This window comes from Flavobacterium ginsengisoli (assembly GCF_029625315.1).
Taxonomy (GTDB): Bacteria; Bacteroidota; Bacteroidia; order Flavobacteriales; family Flavobacteriaceae; genus Flavobacterium; species Flavobacterium ginsengisoli.
In genome coordinates this window covers 4,057,565-4,081,253 of record NZ_CP121110.1, presented here as the reverse complement: position 1 = coordinate 4,081,253, position 23,689 = coordinate 4,057,565, and the positions used below count along the sequence as shown (strand labels likewise).

General features: G+C 33.3%; 22 protein-coding genes and 4 pseudogenes. 14 read left to right on the top strand and 12 right to left on the bottom strand.

Translation table 11 applies throughout. From position 1 onward, the window contains the following. The first annotated feature begins 187 nt into the window (after positions 1 to 187). A complete protein-coding gene (locus tag P5P87_RS19120) occupies positions 188 to 1,189 on the top strand; it encodes an NAD-dependent epimerase/dehydratase family protein (RefSeq protein ID WP_278020282.1) in 1,002 nt (333 codons plus the stop codon). Here P5P87_RS19120 and P5P87_RS19115 read toward each other — a convergent pair. From P5P87_RS19115 to P5P87_RS19105, 3 genes and pseudogenes are all read right to left on the bottom strand, one after another. Next, the gene (locus P5P87_RS19115) at positions 1,184 to 1,672 is read right to left on the bottom strand and encodes a DUF4296 domain-containing protein (protein WP_198855442.1); all 489 of its coding nucleotides are present in this window, start codon (positions 1,670 to 1,672) and stop codon (positions 1,184 to 1,186) included. The two genes, P5P87_RS19120 and P5P87_RS19115, sit on opposite strands and share 6 nt — an antisense overlap. 9 nt (positions 1,673 to 1,681) lie before the next feature. Then, a complete protein-coding gene (locus P5P87_RS19110; protein WP_278020281.1) occupies positions 1,682 to 3,022 on the bottom strand; it encodes a dihydroorotase in 1,341 nt (446 codons plus the stop codon). A 10-nt stretch (positions 3,023 to 3,032) separates the two neighbouring features. Next, positions 3,033 to 3,757 (bottom strand): annotated as a pseudogene (locus P5P87_RS19105) (polyprenol monophosphomannose synthase). 107 nt (positions 3,758 to 3,864) lie between these two features. Between P5P87_RS19105 and P5P87_RS19100 the strand changes: the two are divergent. From P5P87_RS19100 to P5P87_RS19090, 3 genes are all read left to right on the top strand, one after another. Then, on the top strand, positions 3,865 to 4,533 hold the full coding sequence (locus tag P5P87_RS19100) for a DUF4271 domain-containing protein (RefSeq protein WP_198855439.1): 669 nt from the start codon (positions 3,865 to 3,867) through the stop codon (positions 4,531 to 4,533). Between the two features lie 14 nt (positions 4,534 to 4,547). Continuing rightward, positions 4,548 to 5,297, top strand: a complete 750-nt coding sequence (locus tag P5P87_RS19095; RefSeq protein ID WP_008465120.1) for a uroporphyrinogen-III synthase — start codon at positions 4,548 to 4,550, stop codon at positions 5,295 to 5,297. 142 nt (positions 5,298 to 5,439) lie between these two features. Beyond that, a complete protein-coding gene (locus P5P87_RS19090) occupies positions 5,440 to 5,910 on the top strand; it encodes an Lrp/AsnC family transcriptional regulator (protein ID WP_111365821.1) in 471 nt (156 codons plus the stop codon). Positions 5,911 to 6,093: 183 nt separating this feature from the next. On the opposite strand, the gene P5P87_RS19085 is transcribed toward P5P87_RS19090, so the two are convergent. From P5P87_RS19085 to P5P87_RS19070, 4 genes are all read right to left on the bottom strand, one after another. Next, positions 6,094 to 6,780 (bottom strand): zinc metallopeptidase, encoded by a 687-nt coding sequence (locus tag P5P87_RS19085; RefSeq protein WP_278020280.1) that lies wholly within the window; start codon positions 6,778 to 6,780, stop codon positions 6,094 to 6,096. A 102-nt stretch (positions 6,781 to 6,882) separates the two neighbouring features. Beyond that, positions 6,883 to 7,041, bottom strand: coding sequence for a response regulator transcription factor (locus P5P87_RS19080; protein ID WP_278020279.1), 159 nt, complete (start codon positions 7,039 to 7,041; stop codon positions 6,883 to 6,885). A gap of 26 nt (positions 7,042 to 7,067) precedes the next feature. Continuing rightward, on the bottom strand, positions 7,068 to 7,511 hold the full coding sequence (locus tag P5P87_RS19075) for a response regulator (RefSeq protein ID WP_278020278.1): 444 nt from the start codon (positions 7,509 to 7,511) through the stop codon (positions 7,068 to 7,070). After that, on the bottom strand, positions 7,501 to 9,513 hold the full coding sequence (locus P5P87_RS19070; RefSeq protein WP_278020277.1) for a tetratricopeptide repeat-containing sensor histidine kinase: 2,013 nt from the start codon (positions 9,511 to 9,513) through the stop codon (positions 7,501 to 7,503). Before P5P87_RS19070 ends, P5P87_RS19075 begins: the two co-directional genes overlap by 11 nt. Before the next feature lie 167 nt (positions 9,514 to 9,680). Between P5P87_RS19070 and P5P87_RS19065 the strand changes: the two genes are divergently transcribed. After that, positions 9,681 to 10,079: an MmpS family transport accessory protein gene (locus P5P87_RS19065; RefSeq protein WP_278020276.1), complete on the top strand. Its 399-nt coding sequence runs from the start codon at positions 9,681 to 9,683 to the stop codon at positions 10,077 to 10,079. 67 nt (positions 10,080 to 10,146) lie between these two features. On the opposite strand, the gene P5P87_RS19060 is transcribed toward P5P87_RS19065, so the two are convergent. The 4 genes and pseudogenes from P5P87_RS19060 to leuS form a co-directional block, all read right to left on the bottom strand. Beyond that, on the bottom strand, positions 10,147 to 10,743 hold the full coding sequence (locus P5P87_RS19060; RefSeq protein WP_278020275.1) for a hypothetical protein: 597 nt from the start codon (positions 10,741 to 10,743) through the stop codon (positions 10,147 to 10,149). After that, a complete protein-coding gene (locus P5P87_RS19055; RefSeq protein WP_278020274.1) occupies positions 10,730 to 11,203 on the bottom strand; it encodes an RNA polymerase sigma factor in 474 nt (157 codons plus the stop codon). Before P5P87_RS19055 ends, P5P87_RS19060 begins: the two co-directional genes overlap by 14 nt. Before the next feature lie 2 nt (positions 11,204 to 11,205). Further along, complete coding sequence (locus P5P87_RS19050; RefSeq protein WP_278020273.1) at positions 11,206 to 12,054, bottom strand: alpha/beta fold hydrolase; 849 nt, start codon at positions 12,052 to 12,054, stop codon at positions 11,206 to 11,208. Between the two features lie 547 nt (positions 12,055 to 12,601). Next, positions 12,602 to 15,464 (bottom strand): annotated as a pseudogene (gene leuS / locus P5P87_RS19045) (leucine--tRNA ligase). A 273-nt stretch (positions 15,465 to 15,737) separates the two neighbouring features. On the opposite strand from leuS, the gene P5P87_RS19040 reads away from it, so the two are divergent. The 7 genes and pseudogenes from P5P87_RS19040 to truB all read left to right on the top strand — a co-directional run bounded on the left by P5P87_RS19040 (position 15,738) and on the right by truB (position 21,191). Beyond that, the gene (locus P5P87_RS19040) at positions 15,738 to 16,085 is read left to right on the top strand and encodes a winged helix-turn-helix domain-containing protein (protein ID WP_278020272.1); all 348 of its coding nucleotides are present in this window, start codon (positions 15,738 to 15,740) and stop codon (positions 16,083 to 16,085) included. Between the two features lie 93 nt (positions 16,086 to 16,178). Beyond that, positions 16,179 to 16,526 (top strand): Plug domain-containing protein, encoded by a 348-nt coding sequence (locus tag P5P87_RS19035; RefSeq protein ID WP_278020271.1) that lies wholly within the window; start codon positions 16,179 to 16,181, stop codon positions 16,524 to 16,526. A 2-nt stretch (positions 16,527 to 16,528) separates the two neighbouring features. Next, the gene (locus P5P87_RS19030) at positions 16,529 to 18,175 is read left to right on the top strand and encodes a TonB-dependent receptor plug domain-containing protein (RefSeq protein WP_278020270.1); all 1,647 of its coding nucleotides are present in this window, start codon (positions 16,529 to 16,531) and stop codon (positions 18,173 to 18,175) included. Between the two features lie 248 nt (positions 18,176 to 18,423). After that, positions 18,424 to 19,297 (top strand): annotated as a pseudogene (locus P5P87_RS19025) (cell division protein FtsX). 70 nt (positions 19,298 to 19,367) lie between these two features. Continuing rightward, positions 19,368 to 19,625 carry a DUF3098 domain-containing protein gene (locus P5P87_RS19020; protein ID WP_198855427.1) on the top strand — a complete coding sequence of 86 codons (258 nt, stop codon included), beginning with the start codon at positions 19,368 to 19,370 and terminating at the stop codon, positions 19,623 to 19,625. A gap of 80 nt (positions 19,626 to 19,705) precedes the next feature. Then, positions 19,706 to 20,502, top strand: a pseudogene (locus P5P87_RS19015) (undecaprenyl-diphosphate phosphatase). Further along, entirely contained in the window at positions 20,502 to 21,191 is a 690-nt protein-coding gene (truB, locus tag P5P87_RS19010; protein ID WP_278020269.1) for a tRNA pseudouridine(55) synthase TruB, read from the top strand. The pseudogene P5P87_RS19015 and the gene truB overlap by 1 nt, the downstream one beginning before the upstream one ends. Positions 21,192 to 21,529: 338 nt before the next feature. Here the strand turns inward: truB and P5P87_RS19005 are convergent, their stop codons facing one another. Then, complete coding sequence (locus P5P87_RS19005) at positions 21,530 to 22,147, bottom strand: thioredoxin family protein (protein ID WP_198855424.1); 618 nt, start codon at positions 22,145 to 22,147, stop codon at positions 21,530 to 21,532. A gap of 193 nt (positions 22,148 to 22,340) precedes the next feature. On the opposite strand from P5P87_RS19005, the gene pyrH reads away from it, so the two are divergent. Together pyrH and frr are read left to right on the top strand one after the other, a co-directional pair. Next, positions 22,341 to 23,048, top strand: coding sequence for a UMP kinase (gene pyrH, locus P5P87_RS19000; RefSeq protein WP_111425130.1), 708 nt, complete (start codon positions 22,341 to 22,343; stop codon positions 23,046 to 23,048). A gap of 75 nt (positions 23,049 to 23,123) precedes the next feature. Continuing rightward, a complete protein-coding gene (gene frr, locus P5P87_RS18995; RefSeq protein ID WP_278020268.1) occupies positions 23,124 to 23,687 on the top strand; it encodes a ribosome recycling factor in 564 nt (187 codons plus the stop codon). Positions 23,688 to 23,689: the final 2 nt, after the last annotated feature.

Genomic DNA, 23,689 nt, shown 5'->3' with positions numbered 1-23,689 from the left:
GACAAAAAAGTCTGCCACGAAGACACCAAGGCACAAAGTTTTTGTTTTTACTATGGAAGTATTGCATAAAATTTATTGAAATAAAAAATTTTACGTATTAGCGCATTTGTGGCAAAAAGCAAAAAACCTTTGCAACTTTGTCCCTCTACACCTTTGCACCTTTACAACAAAAACTTATCTTTACAAAATGGTATTAGTAACTGGAGGAACTGGTTTAGTCGGCGCACATTTATTGCTTCATTTAATTGAAAATGGAGAAAATGTTCGGGCTATTTACAGAACAGAAAAAAATATTCAGAAGACAAAATCGGTTTTTGATTTGTATAAAAAAGCAGATTTGTTTGAAAAAATCAATTGGCTTGAAGCCGATATTCTAGACATACCTTCGCTTGAAACTGCTTTTATCGATATCAAACAAGTATATCACTGCGCAGCTTTTATTTCGTTTGAACCAAAAGACGAAGAAATTCTTAGAAAAACCAATATTGAAGGAACCGCAAACATAGTCAATTTTGCTATCGCCAAAGAAGTAGAAAAGTTTTGCTACATCAGTTCTATTGCCGCATTAGGAGATATTCTCGCTCACGAAACCCATATTACCGAAGAAACAGATTGGAATCCTGAGAAACCGCATAGTGATTATGCCATTTCTAAATACGGTGCCGAAATGGAAGTTTGGCGCGGACATCAAGAAGGTTTAAACGTTATTATTGTAAATCCAGGAGTTATTTTAGGCCCTCCAAAAATGATGGCTATTTTTGACGAAGGAAGTAGCGAAATCTATAGAAAAGTCTCTAAAGGACTTTCATTCTACACACTTGGAAGCACTGGTTTCATCTCGGTTGAAGATGTTGTGAAAACGAGTTATGAATTGATGAAAAGCGAAATAATAAACGAACGTTTCACTCTTATCTCAGACAATATTGTTTTTAAAGATCTTTTAGATACCGTTTCTGATGTTTTAAAAGTAAAGAGACCTCATATTCACGCCAAACCTTTCCTAATGAATATATTGTGGATTGCAGACGGAATTTTTTCTACTTTATTTTTCAGAAAAAGAAGCATCACAAAAGCAACAGCAAAAGCTTCGTATTCAAAGAATTTGTATAGTAATGAAAAAATAAAAACCGCTCTAGGAACGGTTTTTACTGATATTCATCGATATATTAAAGACAGCGCTAAACTATAGTTTTTTTGTCCTATCTCGCATTTGCATGCGAGCTCTTCTTATAGAATCGTCATTAACGCGTGGAGCTGGTTTTTGAATAGAATCTTTTGAGGCTTCTTTGGCCTTCTTCTTACTTTCCTTAGCTGCTTTTTTCTCATCAATTTTAGCTAAAGAATCTGCTGCCCTTTGGTTTACAGAAATTCTTTTATTTACCTCATCAAACATATCTTTATAGTTCTCATAATCTGAAGCATAATACATGTTGCTTTGAGCAAACTGAAGACTGTCTACTTTGTATTTTTTCAAAATAAACATTTTCGGATCATTTTCAATCGAGTCTAAAGACAAAGGTTTCTGATATCTCATTGCTTCCAAAAGAGACAAATCATACATAATATCAATCATCTTACCTTTCTCAATAAGCTTTGCTGGCTGTTTTACCAAATCCTTTTTACAGCTTATAGAAAGAAACAAAACCAATATTATTACTATAAAATTCTTCATAGTTATTTTTTATCTGTCAAACAATAGTCTTTTACCTGCTCTGGTATCTTTTACTTTAAAGTTATTGTAAACCAATTCACCGTTTACAAAAGTATGTGTTATTCTAGATTTAAAAGTATATCCTTCAAACGGAGACCATCCGCATTTGTACAAAATATTTTCTGGCTTTACGCTCCAAGGCAAACTTGGATTAACAATTACTAAATCGGCGTGGTAACCTTCTCTAATAAATCCTCTTTTTTCTATTTTGAAAATTTTAGCCGGATTGTGGCACATTTTCTCCACGATTTTCTCCACTGTAATTTTTCCTTGATGATGTGCTTCAAACATTGCGACAACAGAATGCTGAACAAGTGGACCTCCAGAAGGTGCGTTCAAATAAGATTGCATTTTTTCTTCTTTGGTATGAGGCGCGTGATCTGTTGCTATTACATCAATTCTTCCATCGTTTAAAGCCTTCCAAAGTTCGGCACGATCTTCAGCAGTTTTAACAGCAGGATTCCATTTAATGAAATTTCCTTTTGTTTTATAATCTTCATCTGTAAACCAAAGGTGGTGTACACAAACCTCTGCCGTGATCTTTTTATCTTCTAACGGAATTTTATTCGTAAATAATTCCATTTCTTTCGCAGTTGAAAGATGGAAAATATGCAATCTAGCTCCAGTACGTTTTGCCAACGCAACAGCTTTTGAAGAAGAAATATAACACGCTTCTGCACTTCTAATTAAATTATGTGCCGTTACTGGAACGTCGTCGCCGTATTGTTCTTTAAAAGAAGCAAGATTATTTTTAATCGTAGTTTCGTCTTCACAGTGAACTGCAATTAACATTGGAGTGCTTGAGAATATTTTTTCTAAAACCGCTTCATTGTCAACCAACATATTTCCTGTTGACGAACCTAAGAAAATCTTGATTCCTGCAACATTTTTCGGATTTGTTTTTAAAACTTCTTCCAGATTATCGTTTGTTGCTCCCATCATAAACGAATAATTCGCAAATGATTTTTGAGAAGCAATTTGATATTTATCTTCTAATATTTCCTGAGTCACCGCATTTGGAACCGTATTTGGTCGCTCGATAAAAGAGGTTATTCCGCCCGCAACTGCAGCACGAGATTCCGATTCGATATCCCCTTTATGCGTTAAACCTGGTTCTCTAAAATGCACTTGATCGTCTATCGCGCCTGGCATTAAATAATTTCCTTCAGCATCAATAACGATACAATCTGAAGTTTTTAATGAAATGCTGTCTGCAATTTCAACAATCAAATCGTTTTCAATTAAAACATCACCTTCAAAAATTGTCCCTTCGTTTACAATTTTGGCATTCTTTATTAAAATCCTGTTCATTTCGGTTGGTTTATAATGAATTGACTAATTTTCTTAATCTAAGCGAAATCACTCCAAGTATAGCTTCTTTAATAATAGCATTACTCATTTTAGAAACTCCTTTTGTTCGGTCTGTAAAAATAATTGGGACTTCTGAAATTTGAAATTTAGCACAATAAGTTCTGTACTTCATCTCGATTTGAAACGCATATCCCACAAATTTTATTTTGTTCAGATTTATTTTTTCTAAAACCTCTCTTTTGTAGCAAACAAAACCTGCAGTAGCATCGTGAATTTTCATTCCGGTAATAAATTTTACGTAAACAGATGCAAAATAAGACATCAGAACTCGACTTAAAGGCCAGTTCACCACATTAACACCAGTTACATATCGAGATCCAATTGCAAGATCTGCTCCACCAAAATGGCAGGCATCGTACAATTTCTCTAAATCATTTGGATTGTGCGAAAAATCGGCATCCATTTCAAAAATAAATTGATATTCGCGCTCCAAAGCCCATTTAAAGCCATGAACATACGCAGTTCCCAATCCTGACTTTTTTGCTCTTTGTTCTAAAAAAAGTCTCCTGGAAATTCTTCTTGTAAAGCGATCACTTTTTTTGCAGTATGATCTGGAGAATTATCATCAATAATCAGCAGATGAAAAGCTTTATGTTGCGAAAGTACAGCTCTTACTATACTTTCAACGTTTTCAATTTCGTTATATGTGGGAATTATGACAATACTATCACTCATTTTTTTCTCGGTAATTTCACCGCAAAAGTAAACTTTTTATAGCATTTGATTCATAATAAATATATAATAAAAGTATTGCATCAAAAAATTACTAATTTTGTATCGCTATGATTGAACAACTTCATCCTCGAATAATCGAAAACAAGGACTGGGCAACACTTTTATTTGTGGTGACCTTTGCCGTTGTTGCCATGACAAAATCTGCTTACGAAACAAGATTTAGTGAATTTAGTAAACTTATTTTTTCTGATAAATATGCTAAAATTTATCGAGACAACAGCCACATGAAAAACAGCTTTACAGTTGGTTTATTTTTTGTGCAAATTGTATCCTTTGCCTTTTTTATTCTGCTTACGATGAATATTTTTGGTTATGCATCAAAAACCGATTGGGTTCTGTTTATTCAGATTGCCACTTTCCTTCTTTATTTCATTTTAGGGAAGTATTTAATTGAAAAAATTGTAGCAACTTCATTCAATATTGACGATTTTGTAGAACTATTTAACCTACAAAAAGTAACTTACAGAACGTATATTGGTGTTTTAATCCTTCCAATCAATGCTGTTTTGTTTTATTACAACAATATTCCGCAGATTATTCCGCTAGCAATCATAGGTATTTCGCTGTGTATTAGCGTATACTCTTACTTTATTTCAATTAAAACATATCAAAACGTAATTATCGGTAAGTTATTTTATTTTATTTTGTATCTTTGCGCTCTTGAAATAGCCCCTTATTATTTTCTTTATTATTGGATTACAAAAGGGAGTGCTTAGAAAATATTTATAATATGAAAGTGAAAACAATTTTGGTGTCACAGCCTGAACCTAAAGTGGAGAATTCTCCTTACTTTGAGCTCCAACAAAAACACAAAATAAAAATTGATTTCAGACCATTTATTCATGTAGAAGGGGTTAGCGCAAAAGAGATTCGATTACAAAAAATCGATCTTAATCATTACACTGCGATCATTTTAACAAGTCGAAATGCTGTAGATCATTTTTTTAGAGTTGCTGATGAAATGCGTTACAAAGTGCCAGAAGGTTTGAAATATTTTTGTCAATCTGAGGCTGTTGCGTTTTACCTTCAAAAGTATGTCGTGTACAGAAAACGTAAGATTTACGTTGGAGCAAAAGATTTTGCAGATTTATCTCCGCTAATTAAGAAGTACAAAGACGAGAAATTTTTACTTCCTGCATCTGACCAATTAAATGCAGATGCTCCTGTTACATTAAACAGTTTAAAAGTAGATTGGGCACAAGCTATTTTCTACAGAACTGTAATGAGTGATTTATCTGATTTAGCTGATGTTTATTATGACGTTTTAGCTTTTTTCAGCCCAACAGGAATCAAATCATTGTTTAAGAATTTCCCAGATTTTAAACAAAACAACACCAGAATTGCCGTATTCGGAAGCACAACGCAAAAAGAAGCTTTAGATCATGGTTTAAGAATTGATATTCTTGCTCCAACTCCTGAAACTCCTTCTATGACAATGGCTCTAGAAAAATACGTAGCAGAAGCCAACAAAGGAAAATAACCTTTTGAAATATACAACTTTTAAAATTCCAAATTTCAAACTAACCATTTGAGATTTGGAATTTTCTTTTGTACAGCATTTTAACTACATTTGATTTCTATTGATAACCCAAATCACAAAAAATAGTTTCAAATTGTAAGTTATGAAAATCAACTCCCTTTTAATTGAAATTGACGGAATCGACAAAGAAATTCTTCGCTATCTAATGGACGATGCCCGCAAACCAATCTTGCAAATAGCTAATAAAATAGGGATTTCTGGAGCGGCAATTCACCAAAGATTAAAAAAACTAGAACAATCTGGAGTTATTTCTGGTTCTAAGTTTACCGTTAATCCAAAAGTTTTAGGCTATAACACTATGGCTTTTGTTGGAGTTTATCTAGACAAAGCGTCTAGAAACTCAGAAGCAGTAAAAGAACTTAGAAAAATACCCGAAGTTTTAGAATGTCATTACACTACAGGAAACTGGTCAGTTTTAATTAAAATCATCTGTCGTGACAACGAACATTTGATGCAACTTTTAAATAACAAAATCCAAGCTATCGAAGGGGTTTCTAGAACAGAAACTTTTATTTCTTTAGATCAGCAAATTGATAGACAGATACAGCTTTAGAAAAGATAAATTCCAAATTTTAAAAATTCCAAATTCCAAAAGTTAAAAGTTAAAAGTTAAAAGTTAAACCCGACAGGTTTTAAAAACCTGTCGGGTTTAATTTCGTTTCAGAAATGCATAAAAAAATCCCAAACCCAACAGATTTGGAATTTGGAATTTTTAGATATTGAAAGTTTAAACTATTTAATTCCTTCTGCTTCCAGAGTAAATTGATATATAGTATAGCAACGTTGCAATAGAACCAATTGCCGCTACTACATAAGTTCTTGTCGCCCATTTTAAAGCATCTTTTGCTCCTGCCTGTTCTTCTTGTGTTAGCATGTGTTTATTTTCTAACCAAGCCAAAGCGCGATTACTTGCATCATACTCTACAGGAAGTGTAACAATTGAGAACAAAGTCGTTGCCGCAAAGATGATAATTCCAACTAATAATAGTCCCGGAAAAACTTTAATCATAAGAATTCCTGCTATCAAAATCCACTGTACGAAGTTTGAAGCTACACTTACAATTGGCACTAATTTAGAACGCATTGTTAACCATTCGTAACCAATTGCGTGTTGCACAGCGTGACCACATTCGTGCGCTGCAACGGCTGCTGCGGCGGCATTTCGATGGTTATATACAGCTTCACTTAAATTTACTGTTTTATCTGATGGATTATAATGATCTGTTAACTGACCTGGAACTGAGATAACGCGAACATCTGTAATTCCGTTATCGGCAAGCATTTTTTCAGCGATTTCGCGTCCGCTCATTCCGTTTCTTAATTGCAACTTCGAATACAATTCAAATTTGCTCTTCAGCTGCGAACTTACCAGCCAGCTGAACAACATTATAGCTCCAGCAATAATTAAATATCCTGATCCCATTTTTTTCTGTTTTTAGATTGATTTTTAAATTTACAAAACAAACTGCAAAATGCGAACCATTTTAACAAAATGCCATTTTGACATTTTTCTACCATTTTTGACTTAATTCAGCATGTTGTTTTTGAGCAGAAAAGCAATTAATTCTGCCACATTTTTCATTTTATACTTCTGAAGGATATTTCTACGATGCGTTTGAACGGTTAAGAAACTTAAAAACAAATCATCGGCTATTTCTTGAGTCGATTTTCCTTGAGAAAGCAAAAGAGCAATATCGCGCTCTCTTCGGCTTAAACCCGAATTCTTTCTAAATCTTCAGACAAAGGCTGACTAATTATCGTTTTTACTTCTTCGCTAAAAACAATTTCACCATCAATTGCTTTGTAAATACATTCTTTAAACTCATCAAAAGAAGCATTTTTAAGAATATATCCATTTCCGCCATTCTGAATAAACTGCATCACCAAACTTCTTTCAGATTGGCTACTCATACCTATAATTACAATTTTAGGATATTTTTGTTTGATTGTTTTACATAAATCGACTCCATTTATAACAGGCAGAAAAATATCCATTAAAATCAAATCTACATTATTGTCTTCGATATAATCTAAAAGCGCAATTCCCGATTCGAATTTTTCTACAATTTCTATATTATCTAGATCCGACAACAGGCCTGCAATTCCAGAAATCACAATCGGATGATCGTCTACTATTACCGTTTTATGCTTCATAATCATGATTTGGGTTATATTTTAATTCGATATAAGTTGAAGTTCCTTTTCCAAGAACAGAATCAATTTCTAATTTTCCGTTTAAAAAAGCCACGCGGTTTTTAATATTTCGCAAGCCCATTCCATCTCTTTTTTCTGCATGATCAACATTAAAACCAATTCCGTTATCTTCTACTGTAATAAAAAACACATCTTTATTCTGCGAACAGGAAACCAGAATTTGGGAGGCTTTTGCATATTTTAAAGAATTATTTAAAAGTTCCTGAATAATCCTGAAAATCATTATTTTAAAATGCTGAGGCAAGGTTGTTTTCTTAATCAAATACTGAAATTCGATAGTTGTTTCTGGTGTCGAATGCGAAGCGCACAAATCTCTTAACGCATGTTCAAGTCCTAATTTCATCAAACTTTCAGGCATCAGATTTTGAGAAATATTACGAAGCTCTTTTATCGAATCGTTCAACATTCCGTTTATATTTGGAGCATTTTCATTGTTTTCTCGTTCTGCAAGATTCAAATGGATTTTAAGGCCAGAAAGCATACTTCCAAGTCCATCATGCAAATCTCTCGCGATTCTTTTGCGTTCAATTTCTTCTCCTTCAATTAAAGCATTTGAAATAGATAATTTCTGCTGATTCTCTAATGCTTCGAGTTCCTGTTTGTGGTTTACCTCTTTTTGAAAACTTATCTTTTTCTGATAATTATTCCAACTCCACAAAAACAAAACCGTCAAAAACAATACAAACGAAAGCACCGCAAAAAGCATCATATTCAAACGATTATTATTCACCTGCAAAACCGCTTTTTCATTCTCAGATTGCAGCAGACCAATTTTCTTTTCGCTTTCTGCTTTTTTGTATTTCGCTTCAAGTTCTACAATTTCGCTTTTAAGCTTGGCATCGTTTAAACTGTCGTTTATAACATTGTATTTGTTTGAATAAAAATAAGCTTTCGGATATTCTTTTGTCGCGTTGTAAACTTTAGACAGTTCTTTGTAATAATTCTTTTTGTCTACAATAAAAGGTGTTTTTTCTATCAGATATTCTAAATTACTTTTTGCTTTGTCATAGTTTTTCTGTTTAAAAAGCACTTCATATTCTGCAAATTTCAATCTGTTTACTGCAATAGCATTCTGATGACTTTCTGCCGATTTAATTCCTTTATTAAAACTTACCAATGCTTCATCGTGTTTATTTTGTTTGGCATAGTAAAGTCCTTCCGAATAAAAATAAGAATCATTTAAGTTAGATGCGGGATATTTTTCTAAAGTCGAATAAGCTTTATCCAAAATTTCTTTAGCGTCGTAAAAATGCTTCAGTTCAACTAGATTTTCAGCATTTATAATATACGTTTCCATCTTAGACTCTGCTAAAGTTGCAGATTTTATAGTGGCGCTTTCAATATACTTTTGTGCTTGATCTAGATATTCAGTCGCTTTTTCACGCTCATCATTATTCATAAAAATAATGGCAACAGCTTTATTTAAAGCACTGATTAATTCGTAATCGCCACTTTTTTTAGCAATCGGAATAGCTTCATTTATAAGCAACTTCATATAAGCATTCTCATTATTTTTTCGTTGTCGCATAATGCCATAATTCTGAAGTATAATGGCGCGAAGCTTATAAGCTTCTTTATTACGATATTTTTTGAGTTTATCGTTTGCTTCAAGCAATGCTTTTTCAAAACCTTCCAAATCGCCTTTTTCTATAAAACCGGAAGCATTATAAAAAATCGAAGCATCTTTTAAAAAAGGATATTTAACTTTTAATTTATTCGCCTGTTCAAGATATTCTTTCGATTTTTTAGCATCCTGTGCCATCAAAAATAGTTTTGATAATCTAAAACTATTTAAACTTTTGACACTGTCTGATTTTGTGTTTTTTGTGATCTTAACAATACTGTCAATATAAACAGTATCATCATCTAATGAAAGAATTACTTGTGAATGAGAAATTACAGTGAAAAACAAAAAAAACAAAATGGCGTAGAGTTTCTTCATAAATGTGGCATTTACTCAAAGTTATTAAAGCTTAATGACTTTCAAAAAGAAATAGTAGTCTTTTACCTGATATCAGGTAATAAAAAATACATTTTATCAGGTATTGTCCTCTCGTAATTAAGGGGCTAATTTTGTTATAAATCTGAATATTAATTAAAAGATATAATATGAAATCAATTTTGAAAACCTTAGCAATTGTAATGACTCTTGCTTTTACAGCGGTTTCTTGCGGCGACGATAATGATGATAATGGCAAAAACAACTCAAGAGACGTTAAATACGAAATAACTGGAAATTATACAGGAACAGCATCTGTTACATATTTTGAAAAAGGCGGTAATGGATTGAATGAAGATCTTACTACACTACCATGGACTAAAGAATTCACTGCAGAAGAAAAATCTATAGGAGCTTCTTTAAGCGCTAGCGGATACGGTGGTGTTGCTGGACAAACATTAACTGGAAAAATTTATATTGGAGGAAAATTAGAGAATGAATTAACTGCGACAGCAAATAGTGAGGGAATAATCGTATTACCTCTTACACCGTACGTTTTTGGACAATAATTTATAGAAATTTAGAATTTAAATTTTTGTTTTTGGTAAAAAAGCTTCGTATTGAACGAAGCTTTTTTTATGCATCTAATTGATCGCTTACTTCTTCAAACTTTTCTATTAAATTGTCTATTTTATTTCGCTGTTTTTTGACTTGTTTCGGACGAAGGTAAAACCAATTAAAAAGCATCCAAAACAATGTAAATCCGTACATGAGGCTTGCTCCTATAAAATTCATTTTGCTCGCATATTCATACAGATACAAACAAAGGCCGAGTGTAAGTACAATAAAGTAAAAACTCATCATTTTGGTTTGCAAAAACTGTTGTTTCTTTTTTATCGAAATTAGTTTTTGAAGATATTCCTGATTGGTTTGAGTAGAATCAATGTTTTTATAATCGCTCAATAATTTATTATAGACAAACACATAAACGACCATCGCGAGAATAGTAAACACAATTCCTATTTTAGTAGAGATGAACTGAGGCTGAAAAAATATCCAGATAAAAATTATAATCGCACATGTTGCCAAAAGCATAATGTTAGTCATCCATAAACAGCGCAAAGCCGTTTTTTTAAACTTGTTTAATCTCGTGAGCAAATCGCTCATATCTGGCTGGCTTATGGATTGTTTTTTCCATAAATCTTTAAAATCTATATTGCTATCGTTGTTCATTTTCTTTAAATTTTTGAGTCAGTTTTTCTTTTATTCTGTGAATTTTCACTCTAACATTGGCTTCAGAAAGTCCGACGATTTTAGCAATTTCCGTTTGTTTGATATCTTCTAACTCTAACGAAATGATGATACGATCGGTTTCTGGAAGCTCGGCGATACATTTATACAAAAATTGAATCTGTGGCTCGATTGAATGTTGTTTCTCTTCTGAAAGATGAATCGGAAGTTCTGATTTCGGGAAACGCTTTTGCTTCTCTATTTGTCTGAGGCAATTATTAGAAGCAATTCTAAAAATCCAAGTTCCGATTGTTGATTCATTTCTAAAAGTTTCCAGTTTTTGCCAAACAATTATAAACGTCTCCTGAGTCAAATCTTGGGCGCCATCGTAATCGTTTACGAAACCCATGCATAGTCTAAAAATTCGATCCCAATATGTATTGTAGATTTGTTCAAATTCCATTCTTACTGTTTTAAAAAAGTACTTAACTGCCCTAAATACCAAGCCGTGTCATCGTACATAATAAAATGAAGACCCGTTGTGGCATATTGAAAATTAGCCGTTTTTAAACTTCGATACTGACCTTCAATCGCTGGTTTTAAATTTATAAAATAAGATTCTAACAAAATTAATGCTGGACATTTAATCTGTGCTATTCTTTCTCTTAAATCAATATTGAAAAAGTCACAATACATTTGACCAAAAGTTGTTCGATCTGATTTCACACTCCAATCCACCACCATATCAAGCTTAGTAGTATCAGCTAAAAGGCTTGGCATTGTCTTTTTTTGCATATCATAAAACTGATCATTGGTCATTCCCGTCATTTGGTTTACACTCGTAGAACAATCGTTATTTATTTTTGATTTGAAAGCAGGATCGTTTATCGCGGCCAGACAAGGAACAGCATCTACAACCACAATTTTGCTAATCAAATCCGGGTAATCGGCAGCAAGTGCAAGTGCTAGAGCGCCACCCATACTATGTCCGATTAAAATTGGCTTTTCAATTTGGTTGTCTTTTATATAATTGGCAATTCCAGTTTTCCAGTTTTCAAACGAGGCATTGGGCTGCGGTTTTCTCCCTGCAAAACCAGCCATTGTGAGTGTATAACAAGTAAATTCATTTTCGAATGTTGCTCTGGTTTCATTCCAAACATCTCCAGAAGATGCAAAGCCAGGAATAAATATAATAGATTGATCTCCGCTTCCCTTTTTTAAAACTTCAAACGGAAATTGTTTGGTTTGGCCGAAAACATTTAAACATAATGCCGAGAATAAAAATGCAATAATTAAGATGATATACTTTTTCATTTTTAATAGTTTTAAGTTGTTAATTAAATCGGATCCATGCTTTTGATACGGAAGCTATTAAAATGTTACAACTTAATTTAAAATTTCAATGAAAAAAATCCAAATTCCAATGTTGGTGCGGGTTTTTAACCGAAAAGGAAACAAAGGTTTACGCAAAGAACGCGAGTTTTTTTACTTGCAAAGACGCGAAGTCGCAAAGTTTTCCGCCACGAATTGCACTAATTTTCTCGAATTTTTATTTTTAAAAATACATAGTTTATCTTTTCGATGAAGGAAACTAGAGCGATAGCGAAATGACAAACTGTACGTTATTGTCAGTCTGAGCGAAGTCGAAGACCACGCGAGAAGCTCCGCAAACTGAATCGCCAATCTTTGTCGAGTTTCGCGTGTGATCCTTCGTTCCTCAGGATGACAAACTAAGCGTTTTTAAAAATAAAAATCCGTGTTAATTCGTGTAATTCGTGGCAAAAAATTAAACACAAAAAAAAATCCCAAACCCCAATCGTAAAATTGGAATTTGGAATTTTTATATTGAAAATTAATTTGGTTACCCTACCAAATTGATGATTTTTCCAGGAACAATAATCACTTTATTTGGCGTTCTTCCATCTAAGTGTTTTTGTGTTCTCTCGTCTTTCATCACGATTTCTTCAATTTGTTCTTTAGTTAAATCTAAAGGCAATTCGATTGTGAAACGCATTTTTCCATTGAAAGAAACTGGGTATTCTTTATTAGTTTCAACTAAATGTTTTTCTTCAAAAACTGGAAAAGCAACATCCGAAATTGAAGTTGTATATCCTAACTGAGACCATAATTCTTCTGCGATATGCGGTGCATAAGGCGAAACCAAAATTGCCAACGGTTCTAAAATCGCTCTTGAATGACAGTTTTGAGAAGACAATTCATTTACACAAATCATAAACTGAGAAACCGAAGTATTGAAAGAGAAATTCTCAATATCTTCTGCAACCTTTTTAATCGTTTTATGCAACGATTTTAAGTTGTCTTTTGTTGGCTCTTCATCGTTTACGATTAAACCATTATCATCAAAATACAATCTCCATAATTTTTTCAAGAAACCAAATACTCCAGAAATTCCAGCAGTATTCCACGGTTTTGCTTGCTCTAAAGGACCTAAGAACATTTCGTACAAACGCAATGTATCTGCTCCATATTCAGCGCAAATATCATCTGGAGTTACAACATTATAGTATGATTTCGACATTTTTTCAACCTCGCGTCCTACAATGTATTTTCCGTTTTCATCAAAAATAAATTCTGCCGTATTGAAATCTTCTCTCCAAGCTTTGAACTTTTCAATATTCAATTCATCAGAAGAATTCACGAAATGAACATCAACGCGAATTGGCTGTACATTTTGACCTTCAATTTTATTTTTAGATACAAAAGTATTCGTTCCTTCCAATCTGTAAACATAAGCCGTTGTTCCTAAAATCATTCCCTGATTGATCAGTTTTTTGAATGGTTCTTCGGTTGGAGCCAAACCTTTATCTTTTAAGAATTTGTTCCAAAAACGAGAATACAATAAGTGACCAGTTGCGTGTTCGCTTCCACCAATGTATAAATCTACATTTTCCCAATAAGCCAAAGCTTCTTTGCTTGCAAATTCATTTTCATTGTGTGCATCCATATAACGCATCCAATACCATGAACTTCCTGCCCAACCTGGCATTGTATTTAATTCTAAAGGAAAAATCGAAACATTGTCAACTAAATCTGTATTGACAACTTTATTTTGTTTTGTATCCCAAGCCCAAACTGCAGCGTTTCCTAATGGAGGTAAACCGTCTTCTGTTGGTAAATATTTCTCTACTTCTGGTAAAATAATTGGCAAATGCTGTGTATCGATCATTTTTGGTAATCCATTCACATAATAAACCAGGAATGGCTCACCCCAATAACGCTGACGAGAGAAAACTGCATCACGCAAACGGTAATTGGTTTTACCTTTTCCTTGTCCTAATTTTTCTAATTCAGCGATTGCTTTTTGAGTTGCCTCTTTATAATTCAATCTGTTTAAGAAATCAGAATTTGCGATTTCAACATTGTCTTTAGATCCATAAGCGGCTTCAGAAATATCAACATTTGCGAAAATGTTTTTAATTTCCTGCATTCCATTCTGACCTTTAAAGAAATTAGCAAAAGCATAATCTCTTTCGTCTCCGCAAGGAACCGCCATTACAGCACCAGTTCCGTAACCTGCCAAAACATAATCACCAATCCAAACCGGAATTGGTTCTTTTGTAAATGGATGTTCGGCATAAGCTCCAGTAAACGCACCAGAAATAGTTTTTACATCGGCCATACGTTCACGCTCTGAACGTTTTGCTGTTTTTTCGATATACGCTTCAACAGCTTCTTTTTGTTCTGGAGTTGTAATTTTAGTAACCAAATCATGTTCTGGCGCCAAAGTCATAAAAGTAACCCCAAAAATAGTATCAGGACGAGTAGTAAAAACCTCGATTACTTCATCATGATTTTTCACATTAAAAGTAACCAAAGCACCAACCGATTTCCCGATCCAGTTTCTTTGAGATTCTTTGATTGACTCACTCCAGTCAATATTATTTAGACCTTCAAGCAAGCGTTCGGCATAAGCAGAAATTCGCATACTCCATTGTGTCATTTTTTTCTTATAACAGGAAAGCCTCCACGTTCTGAAACTCCGTTTACAATTTCATCATTTGCCAAAACAGTTCCTAAGCCTGGACACCAGTTTACTTCGGTTTCTGCCAAATATGTTAATCTATATTGTAAAAGAATTTTTTCTTTTTGATCTTCAGAATAAGAAGTCCATTCATCAGCAGTAAAAATCGCAACATTGTCATCGCAAACTGCTTCGACTAATGCATTTCCACTTTCTTCAAAAACAGTTACCAACTCAGAAATATCAAAAGCTTGACCTTGTTTTTTGCAATACCAAGAGTTGAACAATTGGATAAAAATCCATTGTGTATGTTTGTAATAATCTGGATTTGATGTACGCACTTCACGTCCCCAGTCAAATGAAAATCCAATCTTATCTAATTGTTTTCTATAACCAGCAATTTGTTTTCCTTCTTTATCAACACCTCCATCAATATTTACACGAGTTGTATCTTCCGGACGCTGGCCTGTTTGAATTGCATATTGTTCTGCCGGTAATCCGAAACTATCGTATCCCATTGGATGCAAAACATTGAAACCTTGATGTCTTTTGAAACGAGAATACACATCTGAAGCAATATAACCCAGCGGATGTCCTACATGCAGTCCTGCTCCAGATGGATAAGGAAACATGTCGAGAACATAATGTTTCGGTTTTTCGGAGTTATTTTTCTTGCAAAAGTTTGATTTTCTGCCCAATATTTTTGCCATTTGGCTTCAATTTCGTTTGGATTGTACTTCATTTCTAAGCGACTAAGATTCTAAGTTACTAAGGTTCTAAGCTTTTCACTAAATTAATTAAGTAGCAAATTTACATTTATTGCGGATTGTAGCAAAGCTATTTCACTGACAAACAAATAAAATAACAAAATACTTATTTTTAATTACGTAAAAATACTTATATTAGCACCAAAAATACGTACATTACTTATTTCACAAATCAATTTCTTAAAAGAAGGAAAGAATATTTTTATTAACTAATCATTATTTTTACAAAAGTCATTAAGGGAATAAAAATGAATAAGGATAAAAAATATTCTGTTGAAGTTCGTATTTGGATCGAAGAAACCGAAGGTGCGTTTTTAGGAATTGGTAAAATCTGGCTTTTAGAAAATATCCGAAAAACAGGATCAATTACAAATGCCGCGAAAGAAATGAAAATGGCATATAGGCAAGCTTGGCAATTGGTTGAAGAAATGAATCAGCGGGCAGAATCTCCATTGGTAGAAAAACTTCTTGGCGGAAAAGGAGGCGGCGGTGCAAAATTAACTGAAGCAGGAGAAAGAGCCATCGAAGTTTTTTATGACGTTGAAAATCGTATTAAAGAATTTGCCAAAAAAGAAACTCAAAATTTAAAATTTTAAAATCAACCCTATTCTAAAAAAAAACGATTAACCAAACCCTTTTTTTTTAACAAGCAGTATTCATTTTAAAACATACTGAAAAACTATTTTTATATGAAACCAAAATTATTATCCTTTCTGCTTTTTCCACTCATCGGATTTGCACAACAAAACAATTCGAAAACCACAGATTCTCTCAAAATTTCAAATGTCTTTAATCTTGGAGAAGTCATTATTACCAATCAACAAAACAAAGACACTTTGAACCGAGTGACTTCAAAAACAATGGAATCACAAAATAAAATGGAGGTTTCGAAAGCTTTGAATCTATTACCTGGAATAAGTTTAACTGCTTCTGGCCCAAGAAATGAATCGATGGTTTCTGTTCGCGGTTTCGACTTAAGACAGGTTCCGGTTTATATGGACGGAATTCGGTTTATGTTCCGTATGACGGTTATGTAGATTTGGCCAGATTTACCACTTTTGATTTAGGCGCAGTAGATGTTTCTAAAGGATTTTCGTCTGTACTTTACGGACCAAATTCGCTTGGAGGCGCGATCAATCTTGTTTCTAGAAAACCTTCTAAAAAATTAGAATATGATGCCGCTTTAGGAATGATTAATGAAAACGGATATCGAGGAAATGTAAATATCGGTTCGAAAATAGGTAAATTCTATTTTCAAGGCGGGTTTTCTTATTTAGACCGTGATTCTTTTAGAATGTCTTCTAGTTTTGTTCCGACAGCCAATGAGAATGGCGGACAAAGAGACAATTCGTATCGAACAGACCAAAAAATCAGCTTTAAAGTTGGATGGACTCCAACTGAAAAAAGCGAATATGCAATTGGCTACATCAATCAGCAGGGCGAAAAAGGAAATCCTGTTTATACGGGATACGACACGCAAAATTCGCTTTTGCTAAAACCTCGCTATTGGCAATGGCCAAACTGGGATAAAGAAAGTTTTTATTTTATTTCTAATTCTGCTTTTGATGATAAAAACAGTTTCAAAACAAGATTGTATTTTGACCGATTTAAAAACACACTCGATAGTTACGACGATTCTTCTTATTCGACACAAACAAAACCGTATGCTTTTGAAAGCATTTACAACGATTATACCTTTGGAGGAAATCTGGAATACAACACTAAAATAATTCCAAAAAACGATTTAAAATTTGCCTTTCAATTTAAAGAAGATGTGCATCGCGAGAACAATCTTGGTGAACCTGTTCGCCATTTTATAGACAATACGGTTTTAATTGGAATTGAAGATGTTTACAAAGTCAATTCAAAATTCACTGTAATTCCTGGCGTTAGTTACAACATTCGAAAAAACTTGGAAGCTGAGGATTACAACAGCACAACAAAAACAATTTCAGATTTTCCAGATGCTGGGGCAAGTGATGCTTTTAATGCGCAAGTTGGACTTTTCTATCAGTTAAATAATCAGCAAAAACTGGGCGCAACCATTTCTCAGAAAACCAGATTTGCAACTATAAAAGACCGATATTCTTATAGAATGGGAACAGCAATTCCGAATCCAGATTTAAAACCCGAAAAAGCAATTAATTATGAATTAAATTATACCACAAATCTTTTCGAGAAAATCACTTTTCAAACAGCGCTTTTCTACAGTTCACTTTCAGATGCAATCTTAAGCGTAAGCAATGTTGAACCAGGAAAATCGCAAATGCAGAATTTTGGCGAAGCTGATTATAAAGGGATAGAAGCGCAACTGAATTATGCAATTTTAGAAAACCTCTCATTAAATTTGAATTACACTTACATCGAAAGAAAAAACATCACCAATCCAAATATTCATTTTACAGATGTTCCAAACACAAAAGTAATGGGAACTTTAGAATATAGTCCAATCAAAATTCTTCGATTAATTGCCAATACCGAATTTAATTCGCCTCGTTTCAGTACAAGTTATGGCGCAAGAGTTCCAGATTATACGCTTCTCAATTTATATGTTTCTGGCAAAATATCTAAAAACTTCAGTCTTGATGCTGGTTTGAATAATATTTTCGATCGAAATTACAGTCTTGTTGAAGGATATCCAGAAGAAGGCCGTAACTTTTTTGTGACACTTCGTTTTTTCAATTAATTTTCAAAGGTGTTAAGAAACTAGGTTTTCTTTCTTCCAATATTTGCTAAAGTTCGCAAAGCTTCTATCGTTAAAAGCTCTGCGAACTTTGAGTTATTAACATTCGAGCATAAAGAAATCTTTACGTACTTTGCGGTTAATTCAACTTTTTATTCGGGAACGAATCGTACATTTATGGGATAAAAGTTCGTTATTAACTTTAAATAAAGAAATTCTTTATTATTTTTACCACATAATTTAAGCAGACTATGAGTTCTAACTTTGATAAATTTCAAAAACGCAGGTTAATTTCCTCTTATTTTTCGGTAGTATTAAGTGTATTCTTGGTTTTATTCCTTTTGGGAGTACTAGGATTATTCATTATCAATTCTAAACAGTTGGCTGACGATTTTAAAGAAAAAATTGCGATGACCGTTTTTTTAAAAATGAAGCAAACGACAGTGTTATCAAAGCATTTAACACCGAACTTAAAAGAGCGCCTTTTGCCAGATCTTTTGTTTATGTAACCAAAGAGAAGCTGCAAAAGAACATACAGATATTATCGGAGAAGATTTCTTAACCTTTTTGGGAGAAAATCCTTTATTGAATTCATACGACATTCACTTAAAAGCAGATTATGTAGAGAGAGACAGTATCGTAAAAATCGAAAGCCGTTTCCGCAAAAATGCTATGATTTCAGATATCGTTTACGACAAACAATTGGTAAATCTTGTAAATGACAACATCAGAAAAGTAAGTATGTGGATTTTGATTATCAGTGGTTTCTTGACTGTAATTGCTGTTTTATTAATCAATAGTTCGCTTCGTTTATCCATTCATTCAAATCGTTTCATTATCAAAACCATGCAAATGGTTGGTGCTACAAAAGCGTTTATCCGTAAACCGTTTGTAATGCGAAGCGTAAAACTTGGAATGCTAGGCGCAGGTTTGGCTATTATTGCTTTAATCGCACTTTTGCTTTATGTAGACACTAATTTCCCTGGTTTAGGAATTCTAGAAGACAAAGCTTTAACTGGTTTAGTTTTAGTTGCCGTTTTTGGTTTAGGAGTTTTAATTACTTGGGTAAGTACGCATTTTGCAACACAACGTTTCTTGAATTTAAGAACCGACGATCTTTACTAATTTTAGATTGTAGATTACAGATTTTAAAAAAAATGCCTTCGACTTAGCTCAGGCTGATAAACATATAAAGATGAAAAACAACAATAATAAAGAAGAACAACAAGTTCAAAAACAGGAATTCCTTTTTGACAGCATCAATTATAAAATTTTATTAATTGGTATTGTTGTAATTGCGCTAGGATTTATTTTAATGTCTGGTGGAGGAAGTAAAGATCCGAATGTTTTTAACGAAGACATTTTCAACTTTAGACGTATTCGTTTAGCCCCAACAACTGTTTTAATCGGTTTTGGAATCACGATTTATTCTATATTCAAAAAATCAAAATAATACAAGGTTTATAGATTTTAGACACTGAGCAAAGCGAAGTAATCAATCTGAAATCTAAAATCTGAAATCTAAAATTCTAAATGAACACATTACAAGCTATTGTTCTTGCCATTATTGAAGGAATTACAGAATTTTTGCCTGTTTCTTCAACGGGTCATATGATTATTGCCTCTTCGTTTTTCGGAATCGCACACGACGATTTCACTAAACTTTTTACCATTGTAATTCAGCTTGGTGCAATACTTTCGGTTGTTATTTTATACTTTAAACGTTTCTTTCAAACTTTTGACTTCTATTTCAAACTTTTAGTTGCTTTTATTCCTGCCGTTGTTTTAGGATTATTATTAAGCGATTTTATTGATGGCTTATTAGAAAACCCTGTAACTGTTGCGGTTTCTCTTTTAATTGGTGGAATTATTTTATTGAAAGTAGACGAATGGTTTAATAATCCAAATACAGCTGAAACTTCACAAGAAATCAGTTATTTACAAGCTTTCAAAATTGGATTATTTCAGTGTATTGCTATGATTCCTGGAGTTTCTCGAAGTGGAGCTAGTATTGTTGGAGGAATGTCTCAAAAATTATCAAGAACTACAGCTGCGGAATTTTCATTTTTCTTAGCCGTTCCAACTATGTTGGGTGCAACTGCAAAAAAATGCTACGATTATTACAAAGCTGGTTTTGAATTATCTCACGATCAAGTAAATATGTTGGTTATTGGAAACATTGTTGCTTTTGTTGTGGCACTTTTAGCAATAAAAACTTTCATCGGATTTTTGACTAAAAACGGATTTAAAGTTTTTGGTTATTACCGAATTATTGCGGAATCATTTTATTATTGATTCACTTTTTCATTCATCCGCTTACTATTATATAATGACACCCGAAGAATATTTAGAAGGTCAGGTTTTATTGATTGACAAACCTTTAAAATGGAGTTCATTTCAAGCTGTCAATAAATTAAAATACCTTTTAATTAATAAAGTTGGACTTCCTAAAAAGTTCAAAATTGGCCACGCAGGAACTTTAGATCCATTAGCAACAGGACTTTTATTGATCTGTACAGGAAAATTCACTAAAAGAATTTCAGAACTTCAAGGTCAGGCAAAAGAATATACGGGAACTTTTTATATTGGAGCCACTACTCCATCGTACGATTTAGAAACTGAAATCGATCAAACTTTCCCAACCGATCATATTGATGAATCTTTAATTCATGAAACGGTAAAACAATTTTTAGGAGAAATCGACCAGAAACCGCCTATTTTTTCTGCTATTAAAAAAGACGGTGTTCGTTTATACGAACATGCTCGCGCTGGAGAATCTATTGAAATTGAAAGCAGAAAAACTACGATTCACGAATTTGAAATTACAAGAATTGCATTGCCAGAAATAGATTTTAGAGTGGTTTGCTCTAAAGGAACTTACATTCGTTCACTTGCTTACGATTTTGGGAAAGCAATGAATTCTGGTTCGCATTTAACTGTTTTACGCCGAACAAAAATTGGTGATTACGATGTGAAAAATGCTATTGATATTACCTTATTTGAAGAGAGCTTTAAATAGCTAAAAATAAAAAGCACATTACTATTGTTTGAAAAAGTAATGTGCCAAGCTCTTAAGAAAAGTAATTTTATCTCATACTCATCTCGATTTAATAGTGAGGCACATTTTTCCCTCCGAACAAAAATTTAGAAAAGAAATCATAAAACCTTTCGAATAACTTTTTCATAATAGTGTACTTTTAATTGTTGAACATTAAATAAACACCAGTAAAAAGAGTAAATCTGAAAGTTATAATAGAAGTGGGTTAGCTTCACTAAGTTACGAAATTCTATTTAAGATAAAAAGACTTTAAGATAATTTTATCAACCAAAACATCTGCTTATCAACACATTATCTTGCTAAAGTCTATTATATTTAATGTTTTCCATAATTTCGACCAATTCTTCCTGAACCGAAATTCCTTTATCTGTCAAATACCATAACTGTAAGTCGGTTTTTATTTTTTCGTCGATAGCGCCAACCTCTCTTTTGTGTTTCGCCATTAATTCGGCAGCTCCTTTTGGTCTTGGCCCCCAATCGGCGCGTACAATTCCAGCTTCTTTACAAATAACAATTACTTTTGGAATCGCTCTTCCGCCATTGGTCAAATAATGATTCATTAAATCATCATTTTCATCGCGAAACGCAATTCTCAAATCGATTTTTTTATGAGAAGCAAGAGCCATTTTATTCAAGATGGGAAGAATTTGCGCTGCATCTCCGCACCAGCCTTCAGAAAGCACAAGCCAGATATAGTGATTGTCTAAGTTTTGGAGTTTCTCTGCGACAGCATCTGAAATAGAGATCGTTTTTTCTAGCCTATTCATTCTAGCTTCATTCAATTTGGAATAATTGGTAAGACTTTCAGATTGTTCATTGCCCGTTGATTTTCCCTCCTTCAACAAATCAGTTACTATTTTTCTGTATTCAGCATAAGAATGACTATTGAATAATGCTTTGGCTACGATGCTTTTCATTTTTTTATTTTTTTTAGGATACAATAAAAATACAAAATTTAGGAAGACGGAGAAAATGACATTTGTCACATTTAAATTAAATAACTGCGAAGTCGCTTTAAACCTAAAATTGCACCAAGAATTAATTTTTTGCAAACATTATTTTTAAAAATCAGAATATGTCTATATTTGCACAAATTAACGCAACACACACATGAAATATAAAAGAATTCTTCTTAAACTTAGCGGCGAGGCCTTAATGGGTGATTTACAATACGGTATTGACCCGAAAAGATTAGGCGAATATGCAGATGAAATCAAGCAGATTCACGACAAAGGAGTAGAAATTGCTATTGTTATTGGAGGAGGAAATATTTTTAGAGGCGTTGCCGGAGCAAGCTCAGGAATGGACAGAGTGCAAGGAGATTACATGGGAATGCTTGCAACTGTTATTAACGGAATGGCTTTGCAGGGCGCTCTTGAAGATAAAGGAATGAAAACGCGTCTGCAGACTGCTTTGAAAATGGAATCTATTGCAGAACCATACATTAAGAGAAGAGCTGACCGTCACCTTGAAAAAGGCAGAATCGTAATTTTTGGTGCTGGAACTGGAAATCCATATTTTACAACCGATACAGCTGCAGTTTTAAGAGGTATTGAAATTAATGCTGATGTTATCTTAAAAGGAACTCGCGTTGATGGTGTTTATGACTCTGATCCAGAAAAAAATGCTTCTGCTGTAAAATTTGATTTTATCTCATTTGACGACGTACTTAAAAAAGGATTAAATGTAATGGATACTACTGCATTTACCTTGAGCCAAGAAAACAAATTGCCAATCGTTGTTTTTGATATGAATAAAATCGGAAACCTTTTGAAAATCTGCGAAGGCGAAAACATCGGAACTGTAGTAAATATATAGTCATCAGTAACAGTTTTACAGTCGCGCAAGACTATAACTGAAAACTGAGAATGAAAACTGAAAACTAAAGAAAAAATGACTGAAGAAATAGACTTTATTTTAGAAAGTACTGAGGAATCAATGAATGGTACTATTGCACACTTAGAGAAAGAATTTCTTAATATTCGTGCAGGAAAAGCTTCTCCAGCTATGCTTGGAGGTGTTTTTGTAGATTATTACGGATCTGCAACACCGCTTTCTCAAGTATCTAAAATTAGTGTTCCAGATGCTAGAACAATTACATTGCGACCATTTGAAAAAAATATCTTGCAAGCAATTGAAAAAGCAATCTTGATTGCTAACATTGGTTTTAACCCAATGAATAATGGTGACATGATAATTATTAGTGTACCGCCATTAACAGAAGAGCGTCGTCGTGATTTGGCAAAACAAGCAAAATCTGAAGCTGAAGATGCTAAAATCGGTATTCGTAATTCTCGTAAAGATGCTAATACTGACATCAAAAAATTAGAAAAAGAAGGAACTTCAGAAGACATCTGTAAATCTGCAGAAGAAGAAGTTCAGAACTTAACAAACTCTTACATTAAAAAAATTGATGAGTTATTGGTCGCAAAAGAAGCTGAAATCATGAAAGTGTAATC

Coding starts and splice junctions, on each gene's coding strand:
- P5P87_RS19120 (WP_278020282.1), top strand. CDS start 188: ATGGTATTAGTAACTGGAGGAACTGGTTTAGTCGGCGCACATTTATTG.
- P5P87_RS19115 (WP_198855442.1), bottom strand. CDS start 1,672: ATGAAGAATTTTATAGTAATAATATTGGTTTTGTTTCTTTCTATAAGC.
- P5P87_RS19110 (WP_278020281.1), bottom strand. CDS start 3,022: ATGAACAGGATTTTAATAAAGAATGCCAAAATTGTAAACGAAGGGACA.
- P5P87_RS19100 (WP_198855439.1), top strand. CDS start 3,865: ATGATTGAACAACTTCATCCTCGAATAATCGAAAACAAGGACTGGGCA.
- P5P87_RS19095 (WP_008465120.1), top strand. CDS start 4,548: ATGAAAGTGAAAACAATTTTGGTGTCACAGCCTGAACCTAAAGTGGAG.
- P5P87_RS19090 (WP_111365821.1), top strand. CDS start 5,440: ATGAAAATCAACTCCCTTTTAATTGAAATTGACGGAATCGACAAAGAA.
- P5P87_RS19085 (WP_278020280.1), bottom strand. CDS start 6,780: ATGGGATCAGGATATTTAATTATTGCTGGAGCTATAATGTTGTTCAGC.
- P5P87_RS19075 (WP_278020278.1), bottom strand. CDS start 7,511: ATGAAGCATAAAACGGTAATAGTAGACGATCATCCGATTGTGATTTCT.
- P5P87_RS19070 (WP_278020277.1), bottom strand. CDS start 9,513: ATGAAGAAACTCTACGCCATTTTGTTTTTTTTGTTTTTCACTGTAATT.
- P5P87_RS19065 (WP_278020276.1), top strand. CDS start 9,681: ATGAAATCAATTTTGAAAACCTTAGCAATTGTAATGACTCTTGCTTTT.
- P5P87_RS19060 (WP_278020275.1), bottom strand. CDS start 10,743: ATGAACAACGATAGCAATATAGATTTTAAAGATTTATGGAAAAAACAA.
- P5P87_RS19055 (WP_278020274.1), bottom strand. CDS start 11,203: ATGGAATTTGAACAAATCTACAATACATATTGGGATCGAATTTTTAGA.
- P5P87_RS19050 (WP_278020273.1), bottom strand. CDS start 12,054: ATGAAAAAGTATATCATCTTAATTATTGCATTTTTATTCTCGGCATTA.
- P5P87_RS19040 (WP_278020272.1), top strand. CDS start 15,738: ATGAATAAGGATAAAAAATATTCTGTTGAAGTTCGTATTTGGATCGAA.
- P5P87_RS19035 (WP_278020271.1), top strand. CDS start 16,179: ATGAAACCAAAATTATTATCCTTTCTGCTTTTTCCACTCATCGGATTT.
- P5P87_RS19020 (WP_198855427.1), top strand. CDS start 19,368: ATGAAAAACAACAATAATAAAGAAGAACAACAAGTTCAAAAACAGGAA.
- truB (WP_278020269.1), top strand. CDS start 20,502: ATGACACCCGAAGAATATTTAGAAGGTCAGGTTTTATTGATTGACAAA.
- P5P87_RS19005 (WP_198855424.1), bottom strand. CDS start 22,147: ATGAAAAGCATCGTAGCCAAAGCATTATTCAATAGTCATTCTTATGCT.
- pyrH (WP_111425130.1), top strand. CDS start 22,341: ATGAAATATAAAAGAATTCTTCTTAAACTTAGCGGCGAGGCCTTAATG.
- frr (WP_278020268.1), top strand. CDS start 23,124: ATGACTGAAGAAATAGACTTTATTTTAGAAAGTACTGAGGAATCAATG.